The organism is Bradyrhizobium sp. 190, from assembly GCF_023073415.1.
Classification (GTDB): Bacteria; Pseudomonadota; Alphaproteobacteria; order Rhizobiales; family Xanthobacteraceae; genus Bradyrhizobium.
In genome coordinates this window covers 76,805-96,997 of sequence record NZ_JADPJL010000060.1, presented here as the reverse complement: position 1 = coordinate 96,997, position 20,193 = coordinate 76,805, and the positions used below count along the sequence as shown (strand labels likewise).

At 60.0% G+C, this 20,193-nt stretch carries 17 protein-coding genes and 3 pseudogenes; 14 read left to right on the top strand and 6 right to left on the bottom strand.

The window, feature by feature from the left end; translation table 11 throughout:
- Nucleotides 1-36: 36 nt before the first annotated feature.
- The 4 genes from ccoG to ccoS are packed head-to-tail and all read left to right on the top strand — an operon-like array spanning nucleotide 37 to nucleotide 4,384.
- A complete protein-coding gene (gene ccoG, locus IVB22_RS27850) occupies nucleotides 37-1,500 on the top strand; it encodes a cytochrome c oxidase accessory protein CcoG (RefSeq protein WP_247520380.1) in 1,464 nt (487 codons plus the stop codon).
- 17 nt (nucleotides 1,501-1,517) lie between these two features.
- Complete coding sequence (locus tag IVB22_RS27845) at nucleotides 1,518-2,015, top strand: FixH family protein (RefSeq protein ID WP_256467462.1); 498 nt, start codon at nucleotides 1,518-1,520, stop codon at nucleotides 2,013-2,015.
- A gap of 12 nt (nucleotides 2,016-2,027) precedes the next feature.
- Nucleotides 2,028-4,220: a heavy metal translocating P-type ATPase gene (locus IVB22_RS27840; protein WP_247520379.1), complete on the top strand. Its 2,193-nt coding sequence runs from the start codon at nucleotides 2,028-2,030 to the stop codon at nucleotides 4,218-4,220.
- Nucleotides 4,220-4,384: a cbb3-type cytochrome oxidase assembly protein CcoS gene (gene ccoS / locus IVB22_RS27835; protein ID WP_247512607.1), complete on the top strand. Its 165-nt coding sequence runs from the start codon at nucleotides 4,220-4,222 to the stop codon at nucleotides 4,382-4,384. The genes IVB22_RS27840 and ccoS overlap by 1 nt, the downstream gene beginning before the upstream one ends.
- Nucleotides 4,385-5,049: 665 nt before the next feature.
- Here ccoS and queD read toward each other — a convergent pair.
- Nucleotides 5,050-5,412 (bottom strand): 6-carboxytetrahydropterin synthase QueD, encoded by a 363-nt coding sequence (gene queD / locus IVB22_RS27830; protein ID WP_247520569.1) that lies wholly within the window; start codon nucleotides 5,410-5,412, stop codon nucleotides 5,050-5,052.
- A gap of 1,470 nt (nucleotides 5,413-6,882) precedes the next feature.
- Here queD and IVB22_RS27825 point away from each other — a divergent pair.
- A pseudogene (locus IVB22_RS27825) lies at nucleotides 6,883-8,073 on the top strand (Glu/Leu/Phe/Val dehydrogenase).
- Between the two features lie 512 nt (nucleotides 8,074-8,585).
- Here the strand turns inward: IVB22_RS27825 and IVB22_RS27820 are convergent.
- From IVB22_RS27820 to IVB22_RS27805, 4 genes are all read right to left on the bottom strand, one after another.
- Entirely contained in the window at nucleotides 8,586-9,944 is a 1,359-nt protein-coding gene (locus tag IVB22_RS27820; protein WP_247520378.1) for a hypothetical protein, read from the bottom strand.
- Entirely contained in the window at nucleotides 9,941-10,204 is a 264-nt protein-coding gene (locus IVB22_RS27815; RefSeq protein ID WP_247520377.1) for an outer membrane protein, read from the bottom strand. Before IVB22_RS27815 ends, IVB22_RS27820 begins: the two co-directional genes overlap by 4 nt.
- Nucleotides 10,205-10,674: 470 nt before the next feature.
- A complete protein-coding gene (locus tag IVB22_RS27810) occupies nucleotides 10,675-10,983 on the bottom strand; it encodes a hypothetical protein (RefSeq protein WP_247512599.1) in 309 nt (102 codons plus the stop codon).
- A gap of 53 nt (nucleotides 10,984-11,036) precedes the next feature.
- A complete protein-coding gene (locus tag IVB22_RS27805) occupies nucleotides 11,037-11,288 on the bottom strand; it encodes a hypothetical protein (protein ID WP_247520568.1) in 252 nt (83 codons plus the stop codon).
- A gap of 216 nt (nucleotides 11,289-11,504) precedes the next feature.
- Between IVB22_RS27805 and IVB22_RS27800 the strand changes: the two are divergent.
- From IVB22_RS27800 to IVB22_RS27790, 3 genes and pseudogenes are all read left to right on the top strand, one after another.
- Nucleotides 11,505-11,969 (top strand): annotated as a pseudogene (locus IVB22_RS27800) (helix-turn-helix domain-containing protein); the annotation flags it as partial.
- Between the two features lie 64 nt (nucleotides 11,970-12,033).
- Nucleotides 12,034-12,313, top strand: a pseudogene (locus tag IVB22_RS27795) (hypothetical protein); the annotation flags it as partial.
- Between the two features lie 161 nt (nucleotides 12,314-12,474).
- Nucleotides 12,475-12,969, top strand: coding sequence for a hypothetical protein (locus IVB22_RS27790; protein WP_247520577.1), 495 nt, complete (start codon nucleotides 12,475-12,477; stop codon nucleotides 12,967-12,969).
- 1 nt (nucleotide 12,970) lies between these two features.
- On the opposite strand, the gene IVB22_RS27785 is transcribed toward IVB22_RS27790, so the two are convergent.
- A complete protein-coding gene (locus IVB22_RS27785; RefSeq protein ID WP_247389246.1) occupies nucleotides 12,971-13,660 on the bottom strand; it encodes an IclR family transcriptional regulator in 690 nt (229 codons plus the stop codon).
- 161 nt (nucleotides 13,661-13,821) lie between these two features.
- Between IVB22_RS27785 and IVB22_RS27780 the strand changes: the two genes are divergently transcribed.
- The 6 genes from IVB22_RS27780 to IVB22_RS27755 all read left to right on the top strand — a co-directional run bounded on the left by IVB22_RS27780 (nucleotide 13,822) and on the right by IVB22_RS27755 (nucleotide 19,522).
- On the top strand, nucleotides 13,822-14,610 hold the full coding sequence (locus tag IVB22_RS27780; protein WP_247512598.1) for an ABC transporter ATP-binding protein: 789 nt from the start codon (nucleotides 13,822-13,824) through the stop codon (nucleotides 14,608-14,610).
- The gene (locus IVB22_RS27775) at nucleotides 14,594-15,367 is read left to right on the top strand and encodes an ABC transporter permease (protein ID WP_247512597.1); all 774 of its coding nucleotides are present in this window, start codon (nucleotides 14,594-14,596) and stop codon (nucleotides 15,365-15,367) included. Before IVB22_RS27780 ends, IVB22_RS27775 begins: the two co-directional genes overlap by 17 nt.
- Nucleotides 15,368-15,430: 63 nt before the next feature.
- Entirely contained in the window at nucleotides 15,431-16,423 is a 993-nt protein-coding gene (locus IVB22_RS27770; RefSeq protein ID WP_247520376.1) for an ABC transporter substrate-binding protein, read from the top strand.
- A gap of 54 nt (nucleotides 16,424-16,477) precedes the next feature.
- Nucleotides 16,478-17,743, top strand: coding sequence for a CaiB/BaiF CoA-transferase family protein (locus tag IVB22_RS27765; protein WP_247520375.1), 1,266 nt, complete (start codon nucleotides 16,478-16,480; stop codon nucleotides 17,741-17,743).
- A gap of 55 nt (nucleotides 17,744-17,798) precedes the next feature.
- On the top strand, nucleotides 17,799-18,626 hold the full coding sequence (locus tag IVB22_RS27760; RefSeq protein ID WP_247512594.1) for a citryl-CoA lyase: 828 nt from the start codon (nucleotides 17,799-17,801) through the stop codon (nucleotides 18,624-18,626).
- The gene (locus tag IVB22_RS27755) at nucleotides 18,623-19,522 is read left to right on the top strand and encodes an SMP-30/gluconolactonase/LRE family protein (protein WP_247520374.1); all 900 of its coding nucleotides are present in this window, start codon (nucleotides 18,623-18,625) and stop codon (nucleotides 19,520-19,522) included. Before IVB22_RS27760 ends, IVB22_RS27755 begins: the two co-directional genes overlap by 4 nt.
- Nucleotides 19,523-20,193 lie beyond the last annotated feature (671 nt).

Here is a 20,193-nt window from a genome sequence, read left to right as displayed (position 1 = left end):
TGCCTAAAGTCCACGCCGGACCTGAGATCAACCTCGATGAACAAGCCCGTGAATCCAATCGATCTGCAGCTTGAAGACGACGGGCCGCTCTATGTGGCCCAGAAGAAGGTCTATCCGCAGAGCGTGTCGGGGACCTTCCGCCGGATCAAATGGGGCCTGATGGCGTTCTGCCTCGGGGTCTACTATCTGCTGCCGTTCGTGCGCTGGAATCGCGGCCTCGGCGCGCCCGACCAGGCGGTGCTGGTCGACCTGCCGAACAGCCGTTTCTATTTCTTCTTCATCGAGCTGTGGCCGCAGGAGGTCTACTACTTCACCGGCCTATTGATCGTCGCCGCGATCACGCTGTTCCTGATGAACTCGCTGGGCGGCCGTATCTGGTGCGGATACCTCTGCCCGCAAACCGTGTGGACGGATCTGTTCTATGCCGTCGAACGCCTGATCGAGGGCGATCGCCGCGAGCGCATGCGCAAGAATGCCGCGCGCGGCACCATGAAGCTGCAGCGCTTTTCCGAGCTCCTTCTGAAGCATTCGATCTGGCTGATGATCGCGTGGTGGACCGGCGGCGCCTGGGTGCTCTATTTCAACGACGCGCCGACACTGGTGAAGCAGTTGGTGACGTTCCAGGCGCCGATGCTGGCCTATATCTGGATTACGATACTGACAGCAACGACCTATCTGCTCGCCGGCTTCATGCGCGAACAGGTCTGCGTCTATATGTGTCCGTGGCCCCGTATTCAGGCGGCACTCACCGATGAATGGGCGCTCAACGTCACCTACAAATACGATCATGGTGAAAAGCGCACGTCGCTGAAGAAGGCGAACGAGTTGCGGGCCCTCGGCGAGTCGGTCGGTGATTGCATCGATTGCTACCAATGCGTCGCCGTGTGCCCAACCGGGATCGATATCCGTGACGGCGCGCAGCTCGATTGCATCCAGTGCGGACTGTGCATCGATGCCTGCGACACCGTAATGACCAAGATCGGCCGGGAAACCCGTCTGATCGGGTATGACAACGATATCAATATTCACCGCCGTCAGGCCGGCAAGCCGCCGATCTACCGCATTGTGCGGCCGCGCACCGTCGTCTACTCCGCCATGATCGCCTGCGTCGGCGCGTTCATGCTCTATGCGCTACTGACGCGGACGCTGCTCGATGTCAATGTACTCCACGACCGCAATCCGGTCGCGGTGAAGTTGAGCGACGGGTCGATCCGCAATGCCTATACGGTTCGCTTGTTGAACAAGCGGGGCTTCGACCGGGTCATCGCGATCGATATCGACGGTCCGGTCAACGCAACGGTCCATGTCGTCGGCGTCGATTCCGTCACCCCGGAGCGGCCGATGATCATTCTGGGGCGCGACCAGACCACCGAGCTGCGGGTGCTGGTGACGGCGCCTGCCGCAAACAATCCAGAGAAGTCGGTTCCGGTGCATTTCCGCATCACCGATATCGGCCTCGGCGAGGTGGCATCCGCCACCGATAATTTCGTCACGCCGTAAGCGGCAGGAGCCACCACATGACGGGATCGCAGGCGCCAAAACCCATCACCGGCCGCAAGGTGTTGGCAATGCTGATCGCGTTCTTTGGCGTCGTGATCGGAGTCAACCTCGTCATGATGCGGTTTGCCATCCAGACGCTGCCCGGGACCGAGGTCGACAGCGCCTATAGCGCAAGCCTCGCCTATGAGAAGCAAATCACGGCGGCCCGCGATCAGAACGCGCGAAACTGGAAGGTCGATGCGCATGTCGAGCGCAGCGGGCAGGGCGGCGCGACGCTGCAGATCAAGGCGCGCGACAGCAGCGGCCGGCCGATATCGGGCCTAAAGTTTCACGGCCGGTTCGAGCGGCCGACCGACCGGCGCGCCGATTTGCCGGTGCCCCTCGCCGAAGTGGGGATCGGCATCTATCGGGGAAGCGCCCTCGCGATCGCGCCGGGTCAATGGGACCTCGTGCTCGAAGGAGCTTCGGCCGGGCAACGGTTGTTTCTGTCGAAGAACCGTGTGCTGTTGAACTAGGAAGGGCATATCATGCAGGCGGCGCGGGACTTTTCACATTATGTCAGGGACCTCGGTTCCGGGGTGTCGCATATCGATCTTGCGGTCGAAGGCGTCAATTGTGCCGGCTGCATGTCCAAGATCGAACGCGCCCTTTCCGCGCTTCCGGATGTCACGCTGGCTCGTGTCAATTTGACTGACCGTCGAGTGGCGCTGGAATGGAAGCAAGGGGCGCACGATCCAACCCGCTTCATCGACCGGTTGGCCGAACTAGGTTACAAGGCCTATCCGTTCGAGCCGGTCCGTGCCGAAGCGCTCGAGACTGAGCAGGCGAGCTTCCTGTTGCGCTGCCTCGGCGTTGCGGCGTTTGGCGCGATGAACGTGATGATGCTGTCGGTGCCGGTATGGTCCGGCAACGTCACCGACATGATCCCGGAGCAGCGTGATTTTTTCCACTGGCTGTCTGCCTTGATTGCTTTGCCCGCGGCAGCCTATTCGGGACAGCCGTTCTTCAGGTCTGCGTTCCGCGCACTGCGGGCGCGCAGCACCAACATGGACGTTCCCATCAGCATCGGCATCGTGCTGGCGCTCGCGATGTCGGTGGTCGAAACCATTCACCACGCTGAACACGCTTATTTCGATGCGGCGCTGATGCTGATCACCTTTCTGGTGGCCGGCCGCTATCTCGATCAGAGCATGCGCCGGCGGACTCGCGCCGTCGCGGGAAACCTGGCCGCCCTAAGGGGCGAGACGGCAACGAAGTTCGTTGGCGTTGACGAGATATCCGAAGTGCCGATCGCCGCGGTGCAGGCCGGCGATATCGTGTTGCTGCGGCCCGGTGAACGGTCGGCCGTCGACGGCTCCGTGATAGAGGGCCGGTCCAAGATCGATCAAAGCCTGATCACCGGCGAGACCCTGCCGGTGAAGGCGGGACTGGGGACCGCCGTCTATGCGGGAACGCTCAATCTCTCCGGTGCATTGCGCGTGCGGGTGTCGGCGGCGTCTGAAGGCACGCTGCTGTCCGAAATCGGCCGGTTGCTCGACAACGCGGTGCAGGCGCGCACCCGTTATGTGCAATTGGCGGATCGCGCGGCCCGGCTCTATGCGCCCGTGGTCCACGCCGCAGCCCTTCTGACCATGCTGGGTTGGGTCGCGTTCGGCGCGTCCTGGCATGATGCCATCGTCATGGCGATCGCGGTTCTGATCATTACCTGCCCATGCGCGGTCGGCCTGGCCATACCGGCGGTGCAAACCGTCGTATCGGGCGCCATGTTCCGGAACGGCGTGCTGCTCAATTCCGGCGATGCCATCGAGCGGCTGGCCGACGTCGACAGGGCCGTGTTCGACAAGACGGGGACACTGACCTTGCCCGAACTTGATGTCGCCAACGCTGCGAGCATTCCGGCCGAAATGTTCGAACTAGCCGGCCGGCTTGCGCTTGCCAGCCATCACCCGGTCGCGTCCGCGGTAGCCCGCGCGGCCAAAGCAAAAACGCCGCTGGCTGGGGTCGAAGAGGTTACCGGTCAGGGTGTGCATGGTTTCGTCGACGGACTTGAAGTCAGATTGGGCAGGCCGTCATTCTGCGGCGCGGATTATCTGGCCAATGATATCTTGTGCAGGGATCCCGAAGCGTCGGTCGTTGCCTTCCGCCATGGCGAAACGTGCCACGTCTTTGCGGTACGGCAGCGGCTGCGTCCAGATGCAGCCAGAGCTGTCGCCGCACTTCAACAATGTGGCATCGGAGTCGAGATACTGTCCGGCGATCGCAAGCCAGCGGTACGTCACGCCGCGCAGTCGCTCGGAATTCACGAATGGCGGGCAGGCGTAACCCCTGCCGACAAAATTGCGCGGATCGACGAGCTGAAGCGACGTGGCATCAAGGTCATGATGGTCGGTGACGGCATGAACGACGCGCCTGCGCTGGCGGCCGCGCATGTTTCGATGTCGCCGGTGACCGCCACCCATTTGAGCCAGGCGACCGCCGATCTGGTCTTTCTCGGCGACCGCCTGACACCCGTGGTGGCTGCCATCGGCTTCTCGCGGAAAGCGCTGCGGCTAATGCGGCAGAATCTATGGTTGGCCGCTGTCTACAATCTGCTGGCTGTGCCCTTGGCAATTGCTGGTTTGGCGACGCCGCTGGTGGCCGCTGCTGCCATGTCGGGCTCGTCGCTGCTGGTGATCTTGAACGCCCTTCGCGCGCATCGTGGTGTCAGGGAGTTGAGCTGATGGAAGTCCTGGTATTCCTCGTTCCGCTGGCGCTGGTGCTCGGCCTGCTCGGCCTGGTGGGGTTTCTCTGGTCGCTCAGGAACGGCCAATACAACGATCTTGAAGGAGCGGGGTGGCGAGCGATTGCCGATGACGACCCTGTTCAGGACAAGCCGGCTCCTTGAACGTCGTGAGCCCAATGTAGAGTCCGATCGAGGCCGTTGCGGTAGCATCAGCGGCGACGTCACGAATATCCTCGCCGGCGCAATCTAAGGTGAGGGCGTGTGCACTCGGGCCGTCGTGTGCACTATGTGTGCACTGAGAACGCATTCGGATGATTTTTCCCTTCCAATCGGGTCATGTATGATCCTAGAAAATCCAAGGTGCGGAAGCTTGGTCGCGCTGATTTCCTCAGTCGGTTCAACTTATAGGGTCGACCGGAGACAAAATAAGAACGTCCATGTCGAAGCTACGGGTGTGCTCGCGGCTAGCGCCGACCTGCTGCAGCACCGAGATCGCCCAGCCGCGAGCGTCCGGGATCGAGGGTCCTCTCTCCGGTACAATCAGCATCGAATTCGCTCCAACGAATCCCCCCAGACAGTTCCGGCGGTTAGCACAACGCGGGATTCCGGATCGTCTGGCCGAATGCGGTCACGTGCTAGGGGGTCCTCATGGCCAAGCCGGGCGCGGTCCTCTGACCTCCCGCGAGATCCACGGGCCTTCCGCGAGCACGGGAATCTGACCGCGGACCCGGCCGACGAGGAGCCGAAGTGCAGATCGAGCAAGTCGGTTTCGGAGCCGAAGAAGGACAGGCGTACCGCATCGACACAGTCCCAAATGAGCGCTGAATTCAGCCATCGGGCCCGTCATATTCCGCCCAACAATCGGTCGTCTCGTACACCCTCACGCTCGAGAGTTGCGCAAGGCGCGGTTTCGCGTGCTTCCAGATCCAGATGGCGATATTTTCCGCCGTCGGATTTTCCAGTCCCGGGACTTCGTTCAGGCAACGGTGATCGAGGTTCTTTAGAAGAAGACCGAACGCTTCTTCCATGTTGAAGAAATCCATTACGAACCCGGTGTGCGGATCGACGGGCCCGTTCAGCACGACCTCGACCCGATAGGAATGACCGTGCATCCGATGACAGCGATGTGTCTGCGGGACGTTTGGAAGTCGGTGCGCTGCCTCGAACTTAAATACCTGGGATATCTTCATCTGATGCCGAGATGTTTGTGGGATTGCACGCTGAGTCGCCATTTCCAATGAGCAGACATTACGCGACGGCGTGCCGCATGTGGTCGACGGCGTCAAATTGTCCGAGCCCCCTCTCATCGAACCGGTCCGGCAGAGCTACCGGCTGCGGCTACACGAATTTTGAGTTCGTGTCCGCGAGTGATGGCCGCGCGGCGCGATTTGCTGACGCAAATCCAGTCACCACGCCGGCCGGGACCGGCAGGCTGCCGTTCGTCTCGATCGCGATGAGGAACCCGAGATCATGGAGCGCTTGCACGAGATCGTCGCCGAACCGCAACAGTGGTTCTGGGCACGTTCATTGCCTGTGCCATGCAGACGATGGAGCGTCTACTACAAGATCCGGTAGATGCAGAAGCCAACTTGAGGCCCTAGGGTGCCGGCCGCGTTCCCCCGCCGATCATCATCGAAGAAACAGAAGTGAACGCAATCGACGAGAAGCCAACAAAAGGGCAGAACGGCACAATATGACTGGCAGAACCTGGGTGGCTACCCACGAACACCTCAATCAGGCTCCTCGTTGTTCTGACTTAAGAGCCGCAGAACGGAGTTTTCTGCTGTGACCGGGCAATCAATCGTCATGAACGGTGGTCGATCGCTGCCGCGCAGGCCGAAACTCAATCTCACACTGACCGGCTAATTTTCGGCAGGAGAAAGGGCACTGCGTTCTCCTGCCTTGCCTCTTCCGAGTTTGCAGCATGCGTCAAAAAGGAAAGCGAGCTTTTGCCATTCCCCGGTCGTTTAACAAAGTTGCCCGAATCGTCTGCCGCGGTGGATCGATTCGACTTTCGTTTCGGCCATGCTTGTAGAAATACCTCGCGAACCAGAGCTTCTGCGATGAGTTTCACCAAGAAATTGGAAGATTGCCGGGCGTAACGCCGAGCATCGGTATCTTCGGAGTGCTATTCTGTGGTCAATCAGGAGATCGAACGTGAGCGGCAAAACAGCAGCCGGCCTGCCGGATCCAGATGCCGCATCGGGGAATGATATTGAGTCGGTCTACCACATCTGTTGTCAGGCTCGACGCGGCCAGCCGGGGGTGCCTTTTTGCGAGCGCGGTTGGCAGGGCGGCAAGGGCTCTACGCGGCGGTCGAAAGGCTCGGCTTTAGCAGAGTGGGTGGTTTCTGCGCTTATGCAGGTTTGTCTCTTAACCCGGGTCTTTGGACCTAACTTGAATGCCGCCGCTTTGGGCCGACACTTCGCAGGACGCTCTTGAATTTTCGCCTGCCGCGATTCGCTGTTGGGCCGTCGTGGCCGCCTCGGTCAATCTCGCTTTCATCGCATTGGTCATATTTTTGGCGTGACCGCGAGACGCAATCTTGCTGATTGGACTAGTTGTCTCGCCCACATCTGAAACGCGCAACACGCACCAGGGAGCTCGGTGCTCTGAAGCACAAGCATTCCGATGTTTCATATCCAGCCTCAGGAGCTATCGTGACTGTCTACACTGGGCCAGTGTTTGAGATGGCCGTAAAGCAATTCGACGTGATCGCGATTATCTGGGGATACCAGACGACGTAAGATCCCGCCAGCTGCTGCCGAAGCGATCTGTCACGGTGTCGTGCCCAATTCACCTTGATGACGGCACAACGGCGGCTTTTGAAGGCTATCGGGTGCAGCATCACCTTACACTTGGCCCTACAAAAGGGGGCACCAGTTCGGGCCAACCGTCGACCTTGGCGAGGTTGCAGCGCTCGCGATCTGGATGAGCTGGAAGTGTGCCCTGGTCGGATTGCCATATGGCGGCGTCAAGGGCGGAATTAACGTCGACCTTCTAGCTTGTCGAACCGTGAGCTTGAGACTCTGTCGCGCCGGTATATGCAGGAAATGATCCCGTTTGTTGGGCCGCACACTGATGTCATAGCTCCCGATCTTGGAACAAACGAGCAGATCATGACGTGGTTCATGGATACCTACTCGATGTATCAGGGCCAAACCGTCACCGAGATCGTGACTGGCAAACCTGTCAGCGCTGGTGGAACGCTCGGTCGTCGTGAAGCCACAGGCCGGGGTGTGGTTCATTTGGTTCGCCGCGCAGCGGACGAGCTCAAAATCCCACTCAATGGCGCCAACAGCCGTTGTTCAAGGCTTTGGAAATGTCGGTTCGATGACCGCACTCGAGCTACGCAACATGGGAGCGAAAGTGATCGCGGTCAGCGATCACACGGGCGCGCTTTATCGACCTCGGGGGCTCGATATACCACAGCTGGTCGGACATGCTGCCTCGCAAGGTAGCCTGGATGGCTACTCCAGCGAGCTTGCTCTAGACCCAGGCGAGTTGCTGACGATCCCGTGTGACGTGCTTGTTCCGGCTGCCCTGGAACGGGTCATCGACGCCGAAATAGCCAGCAGGAAGGCCATCAGGAGGAGATCTTCCTCATCCCCGATCTTCTCTGCAACTCGGGCGGTGTCGTGGTCAGCTACTTTGAATGGGTGCAGGACCTCCAGCGACTGTTCTGGGAGGAGGAGGAAGTCACGCGTAGGGAGTATCAACTTTTGGACCGTACTTTCGAGCGGGTCCTGGCGCGAAGCAAGCGTGAAAACCTGTTCAATCGCACGGCAGCCATGGCGATAGGTGTCGAGCGCGTTCGCGGAGCAAAAGAAACACGCGGACTGTTTCCCTAGTAGTGTGATCTCGCTGAATGTCTTTGTTGTCAGTTCGATATGTCGGGCCGATGACAGACCGAACTTTCTGCACCGTAGGCCCAGGTGGGTCGCCGCCGAAGTTCACGCGGCGGCCCCTTTTTTACTAGTGAATGAGTGCGTGCGTCTTACGAATCGCCCGTCGATCGCAGCACTAGCAGCCTGTGCGTCATTTCAAAGGAATTGAACCTTGTTTTCACCCGTCACACTTCGTGAATCGTCCTACAAGGGCAAATCTTTGCGGGGCTTGTTGAAGTTGCCTATTCCAGCCTGGCGCCGCTTCCACGTTTCCATCAGCTGCTCGACAGTATCTGACTACTATTTGGCGGCGGAATCCACCGTAAACCCGCCGCCGGCGGGCCACGCCGGTAATGACTTCCACCTTCGAAAACGTCTCGGACGGTTCAAGGTACTTCTGCTAGGGAAACGCGTACGGCTTCAGGATGCTCGTCCAGGAAGGCTGGAGTCTGGAGCTTGACTACGGTGGGGCCTTTTCAATTGACCTTATAAGAGGCCTGAAAGAACGTATCCCAGCGCTCCATGCTAAACTTCGAAAACTCAGTCGCAGTGGTTCCCGGATAACAGCCTGTGCATATCGTTTCGCTGTCCTTTTGGGTCCACATTGCCCAATAGCGCCCGCCGACGCCGATGCTGAGATTATTGGTGATGAAGTAGGACAACACGCCTTCGACCTGTACACCCCCGCCTCCTTTCCCGCGTTGATCAGCGAAGGTAGTCGTCGGGCGCAAGAGATGGTGGTCGCGACCAGCGAAATCGGTCCAAGGCAGGTAAGCGACATCGGTGCTTAAACGCCAACGCTCGGTAAGCATGGTTTCGGCGCTCAGGCCGACGCGAGGTGCATTCCAGTGCGTATCCTGGCTGCCAACGATTTGATCAGCGGACGCCGTGCATGGAGACATGGGGTTGGCAATCTGCATGCATCCCATCGTGTCGGAGTTCTGGGCGTAATAGGTCCAGCCGATAAATCCGCCGACCTTGTAGTTGGCGCCGCGCGAAAAATCGTAACCTACGTCGGCCGTGTAGTACGTGAACCTCCCGTTTGCCTGGCCCGATATCGTGTTGCTATAAGAGAGCCTGCGATGGATGCCCCAATCTTCATCGTTGAGCTTTCCTTTATCGAAGCGCCCGATGCCAACGTTGCTCTTCAGGAACACTCCCCACGGGCTGTCAAGACGGCCAAATAATTCCCCGGAAAGTCCGTCGAGGCCGTGGTAGGTGAGCCTTGATATAAGAATGTTAGGATCTCCAGTAGCGATCTCATCGGGAATAGCGCTGGCGTCCCATTGGAATCGTCCCCGGCTGAGCCAGAGCCGCGATCCGCCTTCGAACGACCAACCGGCCTTGTAAGCAATCGGCGGCGCGCCGGCAGGTGCTTTCGCGTACAGCGGCGCATCGGACCATTGCGCCGCCCATGGGTCCGCGCCGAAATGGTATTTCAATCCCATCTTTCCGATGTGATAGTTGCTGGACAGGCTCGTCATGTTCGCCGGAAGAATTGCGAACGGCGGAAACTGCACCGTCGAAGGCGTTGCGACACTTGGCCCACCGAAATGCAGATAGTCATACTCTACTTTGACCGACCATGCAGGCGTAAGCGCTTGCTCGACGCCCAGCCCGATGACGCCACCGACCTGACCATAGTCGAGATGAGTGTTCTCCTGTGGCTGCAGGCCATTATATTCGTTGTTATTGAGCACGTTGCCCTGATTGTATTGCCAAGCCACGCCTCCCTTGAGATAGGCCAGCGTATGGCCGAGAGCGCCGAACGCGTAACCGACGCGGCCGGTCCCGGTGGCAAAGAGGTTTGGACCTGCCGTGCAGTTTGCGCTCACACAAAGCCCGAGGCGGCCAGGCAAGTATTTGTGCCATCGGAGACAGCACGGCTGGCATCTAGTTCGACGCCAAACACCCAGCCGTTCTTCTGCCAATTGTAGCCGATCTGGCCTCCTGCGAGGAACACTGGGGTATTGACGACGCCGCCATAGATTGACGGACCGTCGGGATTGCTGAAGGAGGTTCGGCCGTACCCACCGCCGACGTGCCCGCCAATATAGCCTCCGGACCAGCTCCACACCGCGGGTGACAGTTTCACTTCTGGCTCAAGGTCCGCCGCATTGGCTGCACCGCTTGCGATGAGCGCAATTGTTGTGGCTCCCGAAAGAAGAACTCCAGATCGCATCCAATACTTCCGTGCATTTTCTCGGTCCACAACCGAGCGCCCTTAAGTTATCCCCGCAGCAAACCGTCGGGGCGGACCAGACGCTAACGGCGATGCGCGCCGAGTCGTCCCGAAGACCATCGCACTGCGATTGGTGATGATGACGTGAACAAAGCAAACCTCGTGCCGAAGAGAGTTCGAGGCTCTGCAGGCACTCCGTAAGGTGTGTAGCGTCAAGTTGCTGACATTTGTCTCAAGACTGACAGTCTGCGCTGCTATCGTCCGACAGGACGTTGCGCTTCGAACAGTTGTCCCATCGCCCCTCAATACGCGGGGCGCGCGTTAATGTAGGGCATTCAACTCCGCATCGTTCAGCGCGGTGATCGAGGAAGCGCTGCTTGGCGTCATCGGTCCCGGGGCGATCGCCGCTGCAATCGCGGCTGCAGAGAGCTAAGGAACGGCGGGATCAGGTGCGTGATGCTCTCCGCCGACATCATCCAGCCGTGCGCCAACTGGTGCTGACTTCCATCCTGATGCCGCGCCGCACGAACTACCACATCCCGGTGTTTAAGCCTGCCGATGGCGGAGTAGTGTGGTCGCCGCCGGGCCGTGTCCCCGTTGGTCTGCTTCACCGGCAGATCGAGATTGTACTCATTGAGCCAGCAAAGCGCCTGTCGCGCGCCGCCCAGTTCCTCGACCTTGTCGAACACCATCTTGATCGCTTCCTGGACACGCTGCCACAACGAACTCGCCCCGACGCGCCTTCTCATAGCGTGCCGAGAGCGAGCGCTGGCGCAACAGATCCGGTTCGTACTCGTTGAGGCTGCCCTTGAGCCCGAGCAGCAGGCGGTCGCTGCCATGCCTCGGCGCGTAGATGGTCTCCTGATCGACCAGAACCGGTATCGACCACGCGGCACATCTCGATGAGTTGCTGCCAATCCCGACTGCTGCGAGCGAAGCGCGAGACCTCGCGGGCGCAAACCGCACCAACCTTACCAAGGCAAACCTCCGCTACCATTCGCTCGAAGCCGGCGCGTTGTACGGCGCCGGCGGCTGAACGACCGAGATCATCATCGATCACTTCGATCTCTGACTAAGCTGGGTGATGACGGACTGAGATAGGCGGCGTATCGAGGCGGGTGTCGAGCCTGCCAGAACCTCTCAAGGAGAGCGACACGCCATGAACGAGACCAGTACCCACTTTCTTGGTCGTGAGTCGTGATTCAAGATATGGATGATCCTTGAAGCAAGAGAAGTCCACCTTTCGAGGAAAGATCGCAAGGCGCTTGAGGCGTGTTGTCGCTCGCCAATGACGTTGCAGCGCGATTTGAAGCGGCGCGGATCGTTCTGTTGGCGGCGGATGGGCGCAGCACCCGGTCGATCGCCAAGGAAGTTGGGGGTCAAGCCGCGGATTGTCAGCCTTTGGCGGCATCGCTATGCCGACCATGGCCTTGAAGGGCCGCAAGACAAGCCGCGGCCTGGCAAGCAGCCGATTTATACGAGGACGACCTACAAGCGGATTCTGAAGCTGCTGGATAAGCTGCCGCCGCAAGGGTTTGCGCGCTGGACAGGCCCTCTGCTGACCGAGGCGCTGGGCGACGTTGACGTCCAATATGTCTGGCGGTTCCTGTGCAGCCACAAGATTGACCCCGCGGCTCGCAAGTCCTGGTGTGAGAGCACCGACCCGAACTTCACGGCCCCGCTCGTGCCCCCACTACTTGATTGTTTGCGTTGACGGTCTTACTGCGCTTCTCTGTAGCGCCATGTCCACGAAATCCCGCGAGTATCTGTTCGGCACCCAAATCAGAATGTCGGCCGAGTGCAAAGGAGGCGCGCAAGCAAGAAGACAAGCTGACTTGTGAGGCGTGGAATTTTCGGATGCTTGGTTACAAGGGACCGACCCCGCCGTCACCTACGATCGGCGACGCGATCAATGCCGGTTATTTTTACTTGGAAGTTCGGTGCCTGGGGTGCGACACCAATCAGACCGTGGCGCTCGACATCATCAGGCGTGCGAAGACCACGCCGGTGCATGAGCTAGATGTAGTCTTTCAGGAGGTTGTCCATCTGGTCCGAACCGAGGAAGCTGAGGTTGCGAAGCTTCAGTGTTCCACGGAAAGACCAGATGAACAGCCACAAGAATGCTCCACTGACGCCGAAAGGTCGAGAGGCCATGGTGCGGTGTGTGGAAGCGGGACTGAGCAATGCACGCCGCCGCGCGCCAGTTCAACACCACGCCGAAGATGGTGGCCGAATGGGTCGAACGGCCGCACAATCTGCGCAACGTTCTGGCCGCGCTTGCATCGATGTCGGCGCGCCGCAGCTTGGCCCTCAGCATATGCCGGCTCCAGAACACCAGCACATATATCGAGCAGCGTAATAGCCTTCGAAGAAGCCTCCCTCCTGATGCCCGTATACGGGTGGGTGGCGTCGAGATCGAGGATGATCTGCGGCGGGATCACTTGGGCGACTCCAGGAACAGCTTCAGGGGCGTCCCACTACTCCAGACTGATCTGCACTACGCTCTGTCGTTATCAGGGCATTCCTTGAACCACCACAAAATTCTTGTCGCAAAAGAACGCCTCGCCGATTCGCGCCCCGATGCGCCTCAACAATGTGAGAAATGCACCCTGCGCTCAGGAGAGGCCCTTGCGGCACCCGCTGAGCTGTGCGTCATAAACGGAACGCTGCCATTGTAGCTCAGCGCTCGCTTGCAGGCAGCAGACCGATCAGCGCTTTAGCCTCGGACTTCAGAACTACAATCGCAGCCTTCCGAGCATCTGCATCAAAGCGAGTCCGAATGGCGGAGACCGAGAGGGCGCCGCGCAATTGGCCATGAACGTCGATCACAGGCACAGCTGCGGCCGCGACCTCAGGATCCCGTTCGCCGATCGAGACGTAGAAGCCACGATCTCTGACCTTCTTTCCATCGGCTGATGCAGAATCGCGGTAGGCGGTAAGAACACGGCCGGCAGCGCCGCGGTCAATCGGCAATCGCTGACCCTCTTCGAGGTGATGCCGGACCGAACGCGGGGAATTGACGCGATAAAGGCAGATGCGCTCGTCGCCCTCCGCGATGTAGAAGGATGCGGTCTCTCCGGTTGCCTCGACCAGACGATGGAGCGAGGGTCTGATCAGGTCACCGAGGTCGAGCCCGCGCTGATAGAGCGCCCCAAGGCGCCATAGCTCCGGCCCGGGTCGAAATAGCCGGTCCGTACCCCGCACCAGGAAGCCATCCGCCTCCAGAGATGCGGCAAGGCGAAGGACTGTGCTCTTGTAGAGGTCAGTTGCATCCGCAATCTCCGTCAGCGTCATCGCGGCGCGCTCCGGGTCGAACGCCTTAAGGATTGCCAGTGCCCGCGCGACCGCATCAACCCCTGTTCTTACCATCGATACCTCTGGTTCTGCTGTGCAGAACCAATAGTCAGAATGACGCCAGGAGTCCAGCCAGCTAGCACGAGGCCATTCTGCACATCAGAATACGATTGACTCCTCGTGAGACGCGAGCTACTCGGTTCCAGACGCCAGAACAAGTTCTATGGAGCGAAACAATGGGGCGGCCGGGACTTGCCGTGGACTTGCGCGACGTGATGATTCGCTTCGGCGACTTCACGGCCGTCAAAAGCATGAACCTCCAGGTAGCCGAGACTGAATTCGTTGCAGTGGTGGGGCCGACCGGCTGCGGAAAATCGACCATTCTCAACACTGTCACCGGACTGCTGAAGCCCGCCGCCGGCGACGTTCGCATTTTCGGCAAGTCTCTTACGGGCCTGAACGGTCAGTCCGGCTACATGCTTCAACAGGAAGGGCTGCTGCCCTGGAAGACCGCCCAGGACAATGTCGGCCTCGGGCTCGTCTTTCAGGGCAGCTCGATCGCGAAAGCGCGCGAGCAGGCACGGCCCTGGCTCGCCAAGGTCGGATTGAAGGGATTCGAGGAGCGCTATCCGCATCAATTGTCCGGCGGCCAGCGCAAGCGCGTTGCGATGGCACAAACCCTGATCATGGAGCCCAAAATCGTTCTCATGGATGAGCCGTTCTCCGCGCTGGACGTTCACACACGCCGGCTCATGCACCGCATCCTGCTCGACCTCTGGCAGGCGGACCGGCGCTCGCTCGTCTTCATCACCCATGATCTCGATGAGGCCATCACGCTGGCGGACCGCGTCGTTGTGATGTCTGCCGGTCCCGCCAGCCGCATGGTTGCCGACGTCAGGATCACGCTGCCTCGTCCGCGCGATGTTTCTGCGCTGCAGACCACCGACGAATTCGTCGCGCTCTATCGTGAAATCTGGTCGCTGCTCGGCGCCGAAGTGGAGAAAAGCTATGTCACGCAGGGGTAGGGTCGCTCTCACGCAGTTCGCCATCGTCCTTGGCCTGATCCTGATCTGGGAATTGGGCGTGTGGGCCGGACTGATCGATTCCTTCTTCTTTCCGGCACCTTCGACACTTGTCGCAAGGATCGGGGAGTGGATGTCGACGGCGGACTTTTGGACCGATATTGGCATAACATTGCTGGAGACGGTCCTGTCGTTCCTGGCTGGCATCGGGATCGGCACAGCACTTGGTATCTGGCTGGGCTTAAGCCCGTTCGCTGCCGAAGTCGTTCAGCCCTTTATCAAGATGTTCAATGCAATCCCGCGGATCTTGCTTGGACCCATTTTCGTCATCTGGTTCGGATTGGGCCTCACCTCCAAGGTTGCGCTCGGCGTCACGCTGGTTCTATTCGTCGCATTCTTTAACACGTTCCAGGGCGTCCGCGAGGTCAATCCGGTCGTGCTGGCGAATGCCCGCCTGCTGCGTGCATCGAAGTCGTCCCTGCTACGGCACGTCTACCTGCCGTCCGCCACGACCTGGATTCTGTCGAGCCTGCGGGTGTCCGTCGGCATGGCCGTGATGGGAGCCGTGGTCGCCGAATATCTCGGCTCGTCCGCAGGATTGGGGCACTTAATTGCGCAGGCCGAAGGCGTCCTCGATGCGACCGGAGTGTTCGCAGGAATTATCGTTCTCTCCGCCTTCGTCGTTGTCCTCGATGCCATCGTCGATTGCGCGGAAAAGCGGCTCCTGGTCTGGCGGCCGGCGCCTGCGCACGAAAGCTGATCGTACGCTCTCCCATCAATCATGGAGGTTCGCATGCACGTTTCCATAAGACTGACGCCGGTCGTGGCGCTGGCCGCATTCTCGGTCATTTTGGCGCATGCCACCGAGCCCGAGAAAACAAAATTGAAGATCGCCGTGGGGTCACAGATCCTCAACTATATGCCTGTCGAACTTGGAGTGAAGCTTGGCTCCTTTAAGGAAGAAGGCCTTGACGTTACCGTCGAGAATTTCCAGGCCGGTGGTTCAAAGGCTCTGCAGGCCCTGATCGGCGGCTCCGTCGACGGGACTATCGGCTTTTACGACCACACCATTCAGATGCAGGCGCAGGGTAAGCAAATTTCCTGCGTGTTCCTGCTGAATGACATTCCCGGCGTCCTGCTCGGTGTCCGCAGCGACCTCGCCGACAAGGTCAGAACCGGCGCCGACCTAAAGGGTCTCAGGCTCGGGATCACGGCGCCGGGGTCATCGACGGAGACTATGGCGCGTTACTACATCAAGAAATCAGGATTGGGTCCACGCGATGTCAACATCATTGCCGTCGGCAGCGGCGCACCGGGCATGGTGGCGCTTGAGGCCATGAACGTTGATGCCCTGGTCTATTTCGATCCCATCGCGACGCTTCTCGCGCGCAAGAAGAGCGCGACAGCGCTGTTCGATGCGCGCACGATCGAAGGCTCAAAGCAGGCCTTCGGCGGATCCTATCCGACCGCGTGTCTCTACCTTCAGCAGTCTTTCATCAACAAAAATCCAGAAACGGTTCAGCGCCTGGTCAACGCCTTGCTCAAAACTCACCGCTGGATCAACGCAACGCCGACGGAGCAGCTCGTCGATGCGATTCCTCCTGGTTACAAGACTGACAATCGCGAGGTGAATATCGAAATCATGAACGCATCGAAAGCGCTCTTCTCGCCAACCGGGCAGATGGACATTGAGGCGGCCAAGGTCCCGCTGGCTGTCCTGAGCGACTTTGATCCAAAAATCGCTGCCGCAAAGATCGACCTGAACAAAACCTTCACCAATCGCTTCGCGGAACGCGCCGCACAACAACTGAAATAGCTGCCCGCAGGCCAAGCCCTCACCATCGGATCACCTAAAGGAAGGCGTCTTCAGATGTCTCTGCCGCTCACCGGCATCCGCGTCCTGGACCTGTCGAACGTGTTGGCCGGTCCGTTCTGCGGTTATCATCTCGCGCGTCTTGGCGCGGAGGTCATCAAAGTCGAAAATCCGAACGGCGGCGACCTCGCGCGGCGCCTCGGCGCCGATCCGAAAAGGGCAGAGCGCCTGCAGGGCCTCTCTTTTGTCGCGGTGAACGCCGGCAAAGAATCCGTGGCGCTGGACTTGAAGTCGGAATCGGGCCGCGAGGTATTCTTGCGACTCGTCAAGGAGGCCGATGTGGTGCTCGAAAACTTCCGGCCGAAGGTGATGGAACGGCTTAGCCTGGGCTTTGATGTGCTCAGCAGGCAGAACCCGCGTCTCGTCTACTGCGCGATCTCCGGCTTTGGGCAGAGCGGGCCGTGGTCCGCCCGTCCAGCCTATGACCAGATCGTTCAGGGTCTGTCTGGTGCTATGAGCGTCACTGGCGATACGGCCTCGGCTCCCCTGCGCACGGGCTTTCCGATCTCGGACACGATTGCGGGACTGACTGCTGCCTTTGCCATCGCCGCGGCTCTGGTCGAACAGCGGCATAGCGGCCGCGGTCGGTTCATTGACGTGTCCCTGCTCGAAGCCACCGTTGCAGCGATGGGATGGGTCGTCTCCAACCACCTGAACGCTGGTGTCGAGCCGCAGCCCATCGGCAACGAGAACTTCACCGCGGCTCCCTCCGGCACGTTCCGCACCGCAACAGGCCCGCTGAACATTTCCGCCAACGAGCAGAAGCAGTACCAAGCCCTATGCGACCTGATTGGCCGACCGGACCTGAAGACCGATCCGCGCTTTGCTGGGCGCGAGATGCGCAAGGTCAATCGCGCAGCGCTGAACACGGAGTTGAACAAGGCGTTGAGTTGCAAGCCCGCTGACGAATGGGAGGCCCAAATGAATCTGGCTGGAGTCCCCGCAGGCTGCGTGCTGACGGTCTCGCAAGTTTTGCAGCAGCCACAGCTCCTCGAGCGCGGATTCGTCGAGACTTTGGCCCCAGAACAACACGGTGCGCAGCCGTTACGAATCACGCGGCCGGGCTTCCGGCTGGATGAGGAGTTTTCGGTGCCTTCACCACCTGCGACGCTCGGAGCAGACACCGAGCGATGGCTGCAGCGGCTCGGCTATTCGTATGCGGAGGTCGAGCAACTGGTCTCAAGCCGGGCCGTCGGGACGCCAAAGCAAGGAGAGGCTGATTTCCTGCCCGTCCGCGTAGCCGCGGACGGACCAATATCATGATATTCGACGGCTTGCGGCGGTTGGCAATCGGCAGGTTGAAGGGGCGGAACCGGAAATGAGCGAAGAAGAATTGCGACAGCAAGCGGCCCGTTGGTGGCGAACCTCCATCTGCGATATCGCGCCCGGTCGCATCGCCTATCGGGGTTATCCAATCGAAGATTTGATCGGCCGGATTTCCTTTCCCGCCATGATCTGGCTGATGTTGCGCGACGATCTGCCGACGCCAGCGCAGGAGCGGCTGCTGCAAGCTGCGCTGGTCGCGTCCGTTGACCACGGTCCGCACGCGCCCTCCATCGCAATTGCGCAGATGGCGGTGAGCTGCGGGCTGCCCCTGAACGGTGCGATGGCCTCCGCAATCAATACACTCGATGACGTGCACGGCGGAGCAGGGGAGCAGGCGGTCGAACTCTACGAAGATGTGCTGCGGAGGCGCGATGGCCTAGAGATCGGCGAGGCCGCGGCCGCCGCAATCGACCATTTCACCGCAAGGCGCGGCAAATATCTGCCCGGCTTCGGCCACCGGTTTCATCCGGTCGACCCGCGCGCGGCACCGCTATTGGCGCTGGTGGATGGCGCAGGTGCTGAGGGCAGTGTCAGCGGCGACTATGCCAAGGCCGCCCGCGCGATCGAGCGCGTGATGCAGCAGCGCAAGGGCAAACTCATCCCAATGAACATTGATGGCGCGACCGCGGTCATTTACGGAGAGCTCGGCTTCGCGCCTTCGCTGGCGCGCGGCGTCTTCTGCCTGTCGCGCGCGGTCGGAATCCTGGCCCACGCCTGGGAACAGACCAGGCGCAAGGATCGTAACAAGGGACCGATGCCCAAGCAGTTTGGCTACAAATATGAGGGCCAGCCGCGCCGCACGCTGGGAGGCGCGTCATGATGTATCTCGACAAGTCGCCTCAGCTGGTTGAGACCCGCGTGTTCTCGTCGATGCCGGCGGAATTTCGTCGCCCGGGTGTTTCCTCGAAATGGGCGGATGCCAACCGCGGGGGCCATCCGGTGGATTGTTTCATCGAGGGGCCGTCGTTCGACAACTCCGGGAATCTCTACGTCGTCGATATCCCCTTCGGCCGCGTTTTCCGGATTTCGCCCGACGGCATCTGGTCTCTGATAATCGAATATGACGGCTGGCCGAATGGTCTGAAGATCGCACCTGATGGCCGGGTGCTGGTGGCCGACTACATGAACGGCCTCATGGAGCTCGATCCGCAGCGGGGTACTATCAGGCCGCTTCTGGGGCACCGCAATTCCGAGTCCTTCAGAGGCTGCAACGACCTGCATATCGCGACCAACGGCGGCATCTATTTCACCGATCAGGGGCAAACTGGATTGCACGATCCGACAGGCCGGGTGTTCCGACTGTGCCCTGACGGCCGGCTCGATTGCCTGATTTCGAACGGGCCTAGCCCGAACGGGCTGGTGCTCAGTCCCGACGAGGCCGTGTTGTTCGTTGCAATGACGCGCGACAACAGCATCTGGCGCGTGCCGCTGATGCGTGACGGCGGGGTTGCGAAGGTGGGACGGTTCAGCTTGTTCTTCGGGACCAGCGGTCCTGACGGGCTGACGATGGATCAAAAAGGGCGGCTCTTTGTCGCGCATGCCTCCCTCGGCCACGTCTTCGTCATGGCGCCGAACGGCGAAACGATCGCCCGCATCAAGTCCTGCGCTGGGGCGACCTGCACGAACCTCGTATTGGAGGCGGCAAACGGCACATTGCTCATTACGGAATCCTCTACCGGATCAGTGTTGATGGCTGATCTCGCTCACCTTCCTTGAACGTTCGCCAGCAGGAGTGACAAGGTGGTACCGAATCCTTCACGCGACGGTCCACCGAATCAAGATGCAGGAAGGAGCCCGGTAGATGATTGGCTTGCCAGTTGCCAAGGCATTGTACTTGGCGACGAATGGATCGCATTTGTGTGCGGTGATCCGAAACTGGAGTCAGTAAGCAGCACTGTGTGGAAAGCGCGAAAGTACGACTGGGCTATCGTTTGTAAGGCTGGGTCGGGCTTCGCCCGCAACGGGCCGCCGCCGACCTGGCTTCGCGCCTTTTAGCCGGGCAGGTTTCGGCTCGCGGTCCACGAGCCTTGAGAAGACCATCGTATCGCTTCGCACCATGAAGAACGATTTGATGGCTGATATCTTGAACGTTCCCGCCAAGAAGGTCGAAGAGGTAACCGCTCGCAGTGGGAGTAAGCACCGCATCAGCGTCGAGGTTCTCCGATCATCCTCGAGCAACCGCGACGCACGCGTTGGAGCGTTCGTTTTGAGAACCAACAAGCAGCAGGGTTTGCTGCTTTGAAAGTCTTTACTGATAGGCCCAGGAGCGCTTTTAACTGTGTGGAGCAGAGGTCGCAGTACTGTCATAGCCTCTTGCGCGCCCGCAATCCTCCAACCCGATATCCCCTCTCCTCGTAGAAACGGCGTACCCGTTCTAAGGCCGGATA

Excerpts from the sequence above, each read along its gene's own strand:
- ccoG (WP_247520380.1), top strand. The coding sequence starts at position 37 with ATGAACAAGCCCGTGAATCCAATCGATCTGCAGCTTGAAGACGACGGG.
- IVB22_RS27845 (WP_256467462.1), top strand. The coding sequence starts at position 1,518 with ATGACGGGATCGCAGGCGCCAAAACCCATCACCGGCCGCAAGGTGTTG.
- IVB22_RS27840 (WP_247520379.1), top strand. The coding sequence starts at position 2,028 with ATGCAGGCGGCGCGGGACTTTTCACATTATGTCAGGGACCTCGGTTCC.
- ccoS (WP_247512607.1), top strand. The coding sequence starts at position 4,220 with ATGGAAGTCCTGGTATTCCTCGTTCCGCTGGCGCTGGTGCTCGGCCTG.
- queD (WP_247520569.1), bottom strand. The coding sequence starts at position 5,412 with ATGAAGATATCCCAGGTATTTAAGTTCGAGGCAGCGCACCGACTTCCA.
- IVB22_RS27810 (WP_247512599.1), bottom strand. The coding sequence starts at position 10,983 with ATGGTGTTCGACAAGGTCGAGGAACTGGGCGGCGCGCGACAGGCGCTT.
- IVB22_RS27805 (WP_247520568.1), bottom strand. The coding sequence starts at position 11,288 with ATGGTAGCGGAGGTTTGCCTTGGTAAGGTTGGTGCGGTTTGCGCCCGC.
- IVB22_RS27790 (WP_247520577.1), top strand. The coding sequence starts at position 12,475 with ATGCACGCCGCCGCGCGCCAGTTCAACACCACGCCGAAGATGGTGGCC.
- IVB22_RS27785 (WP_247389246.1), bottom strand. The coding sequence starts at position 13,660 with ATGGTAAGAACAGGGGTTGATGCGGTCGCGCGGGCACTGGCAATCCTT.
- IVB22_RS27780 (WP_247512598.1), top strand. The coding sequence starts at position 13,822 with ATGGGGCGGCCGGGACTTGCCGTGGACTTGCGCGACGTGATGATTCGC.
- IVB22_RS27775 (WP_247512597.1), top strand. The coding sequence starts at position 14,594 with ATGTCACGCAGGGGTAGGGTCGCTCTCACGCAGTTCGCCATCGTCCTT.
- IVB22_RS27765 (WP_247520375.1), top strand. The coding sequence starts at position 16,478 with ATGTCTCTGCCGCTCACCGGCATCCGCGTCCTGGACCTGTCGAACGTG.
- IVB22_RS27760 (WP_247512594.1), top strand. The coding sequence starts at position 17,799 with ATGAGCGAAGAAGAATTGCGACAGCAAGCGGCCCGTTGGTGGCGAACC.
- IVB22_RS27755 (WP_247520374.1), top strand. The coding sequence starts at position 18,623 with ATGATGTATCTCGACAAGTCGCCTCAGCTGGTTGAGACCCGCGTGTTC.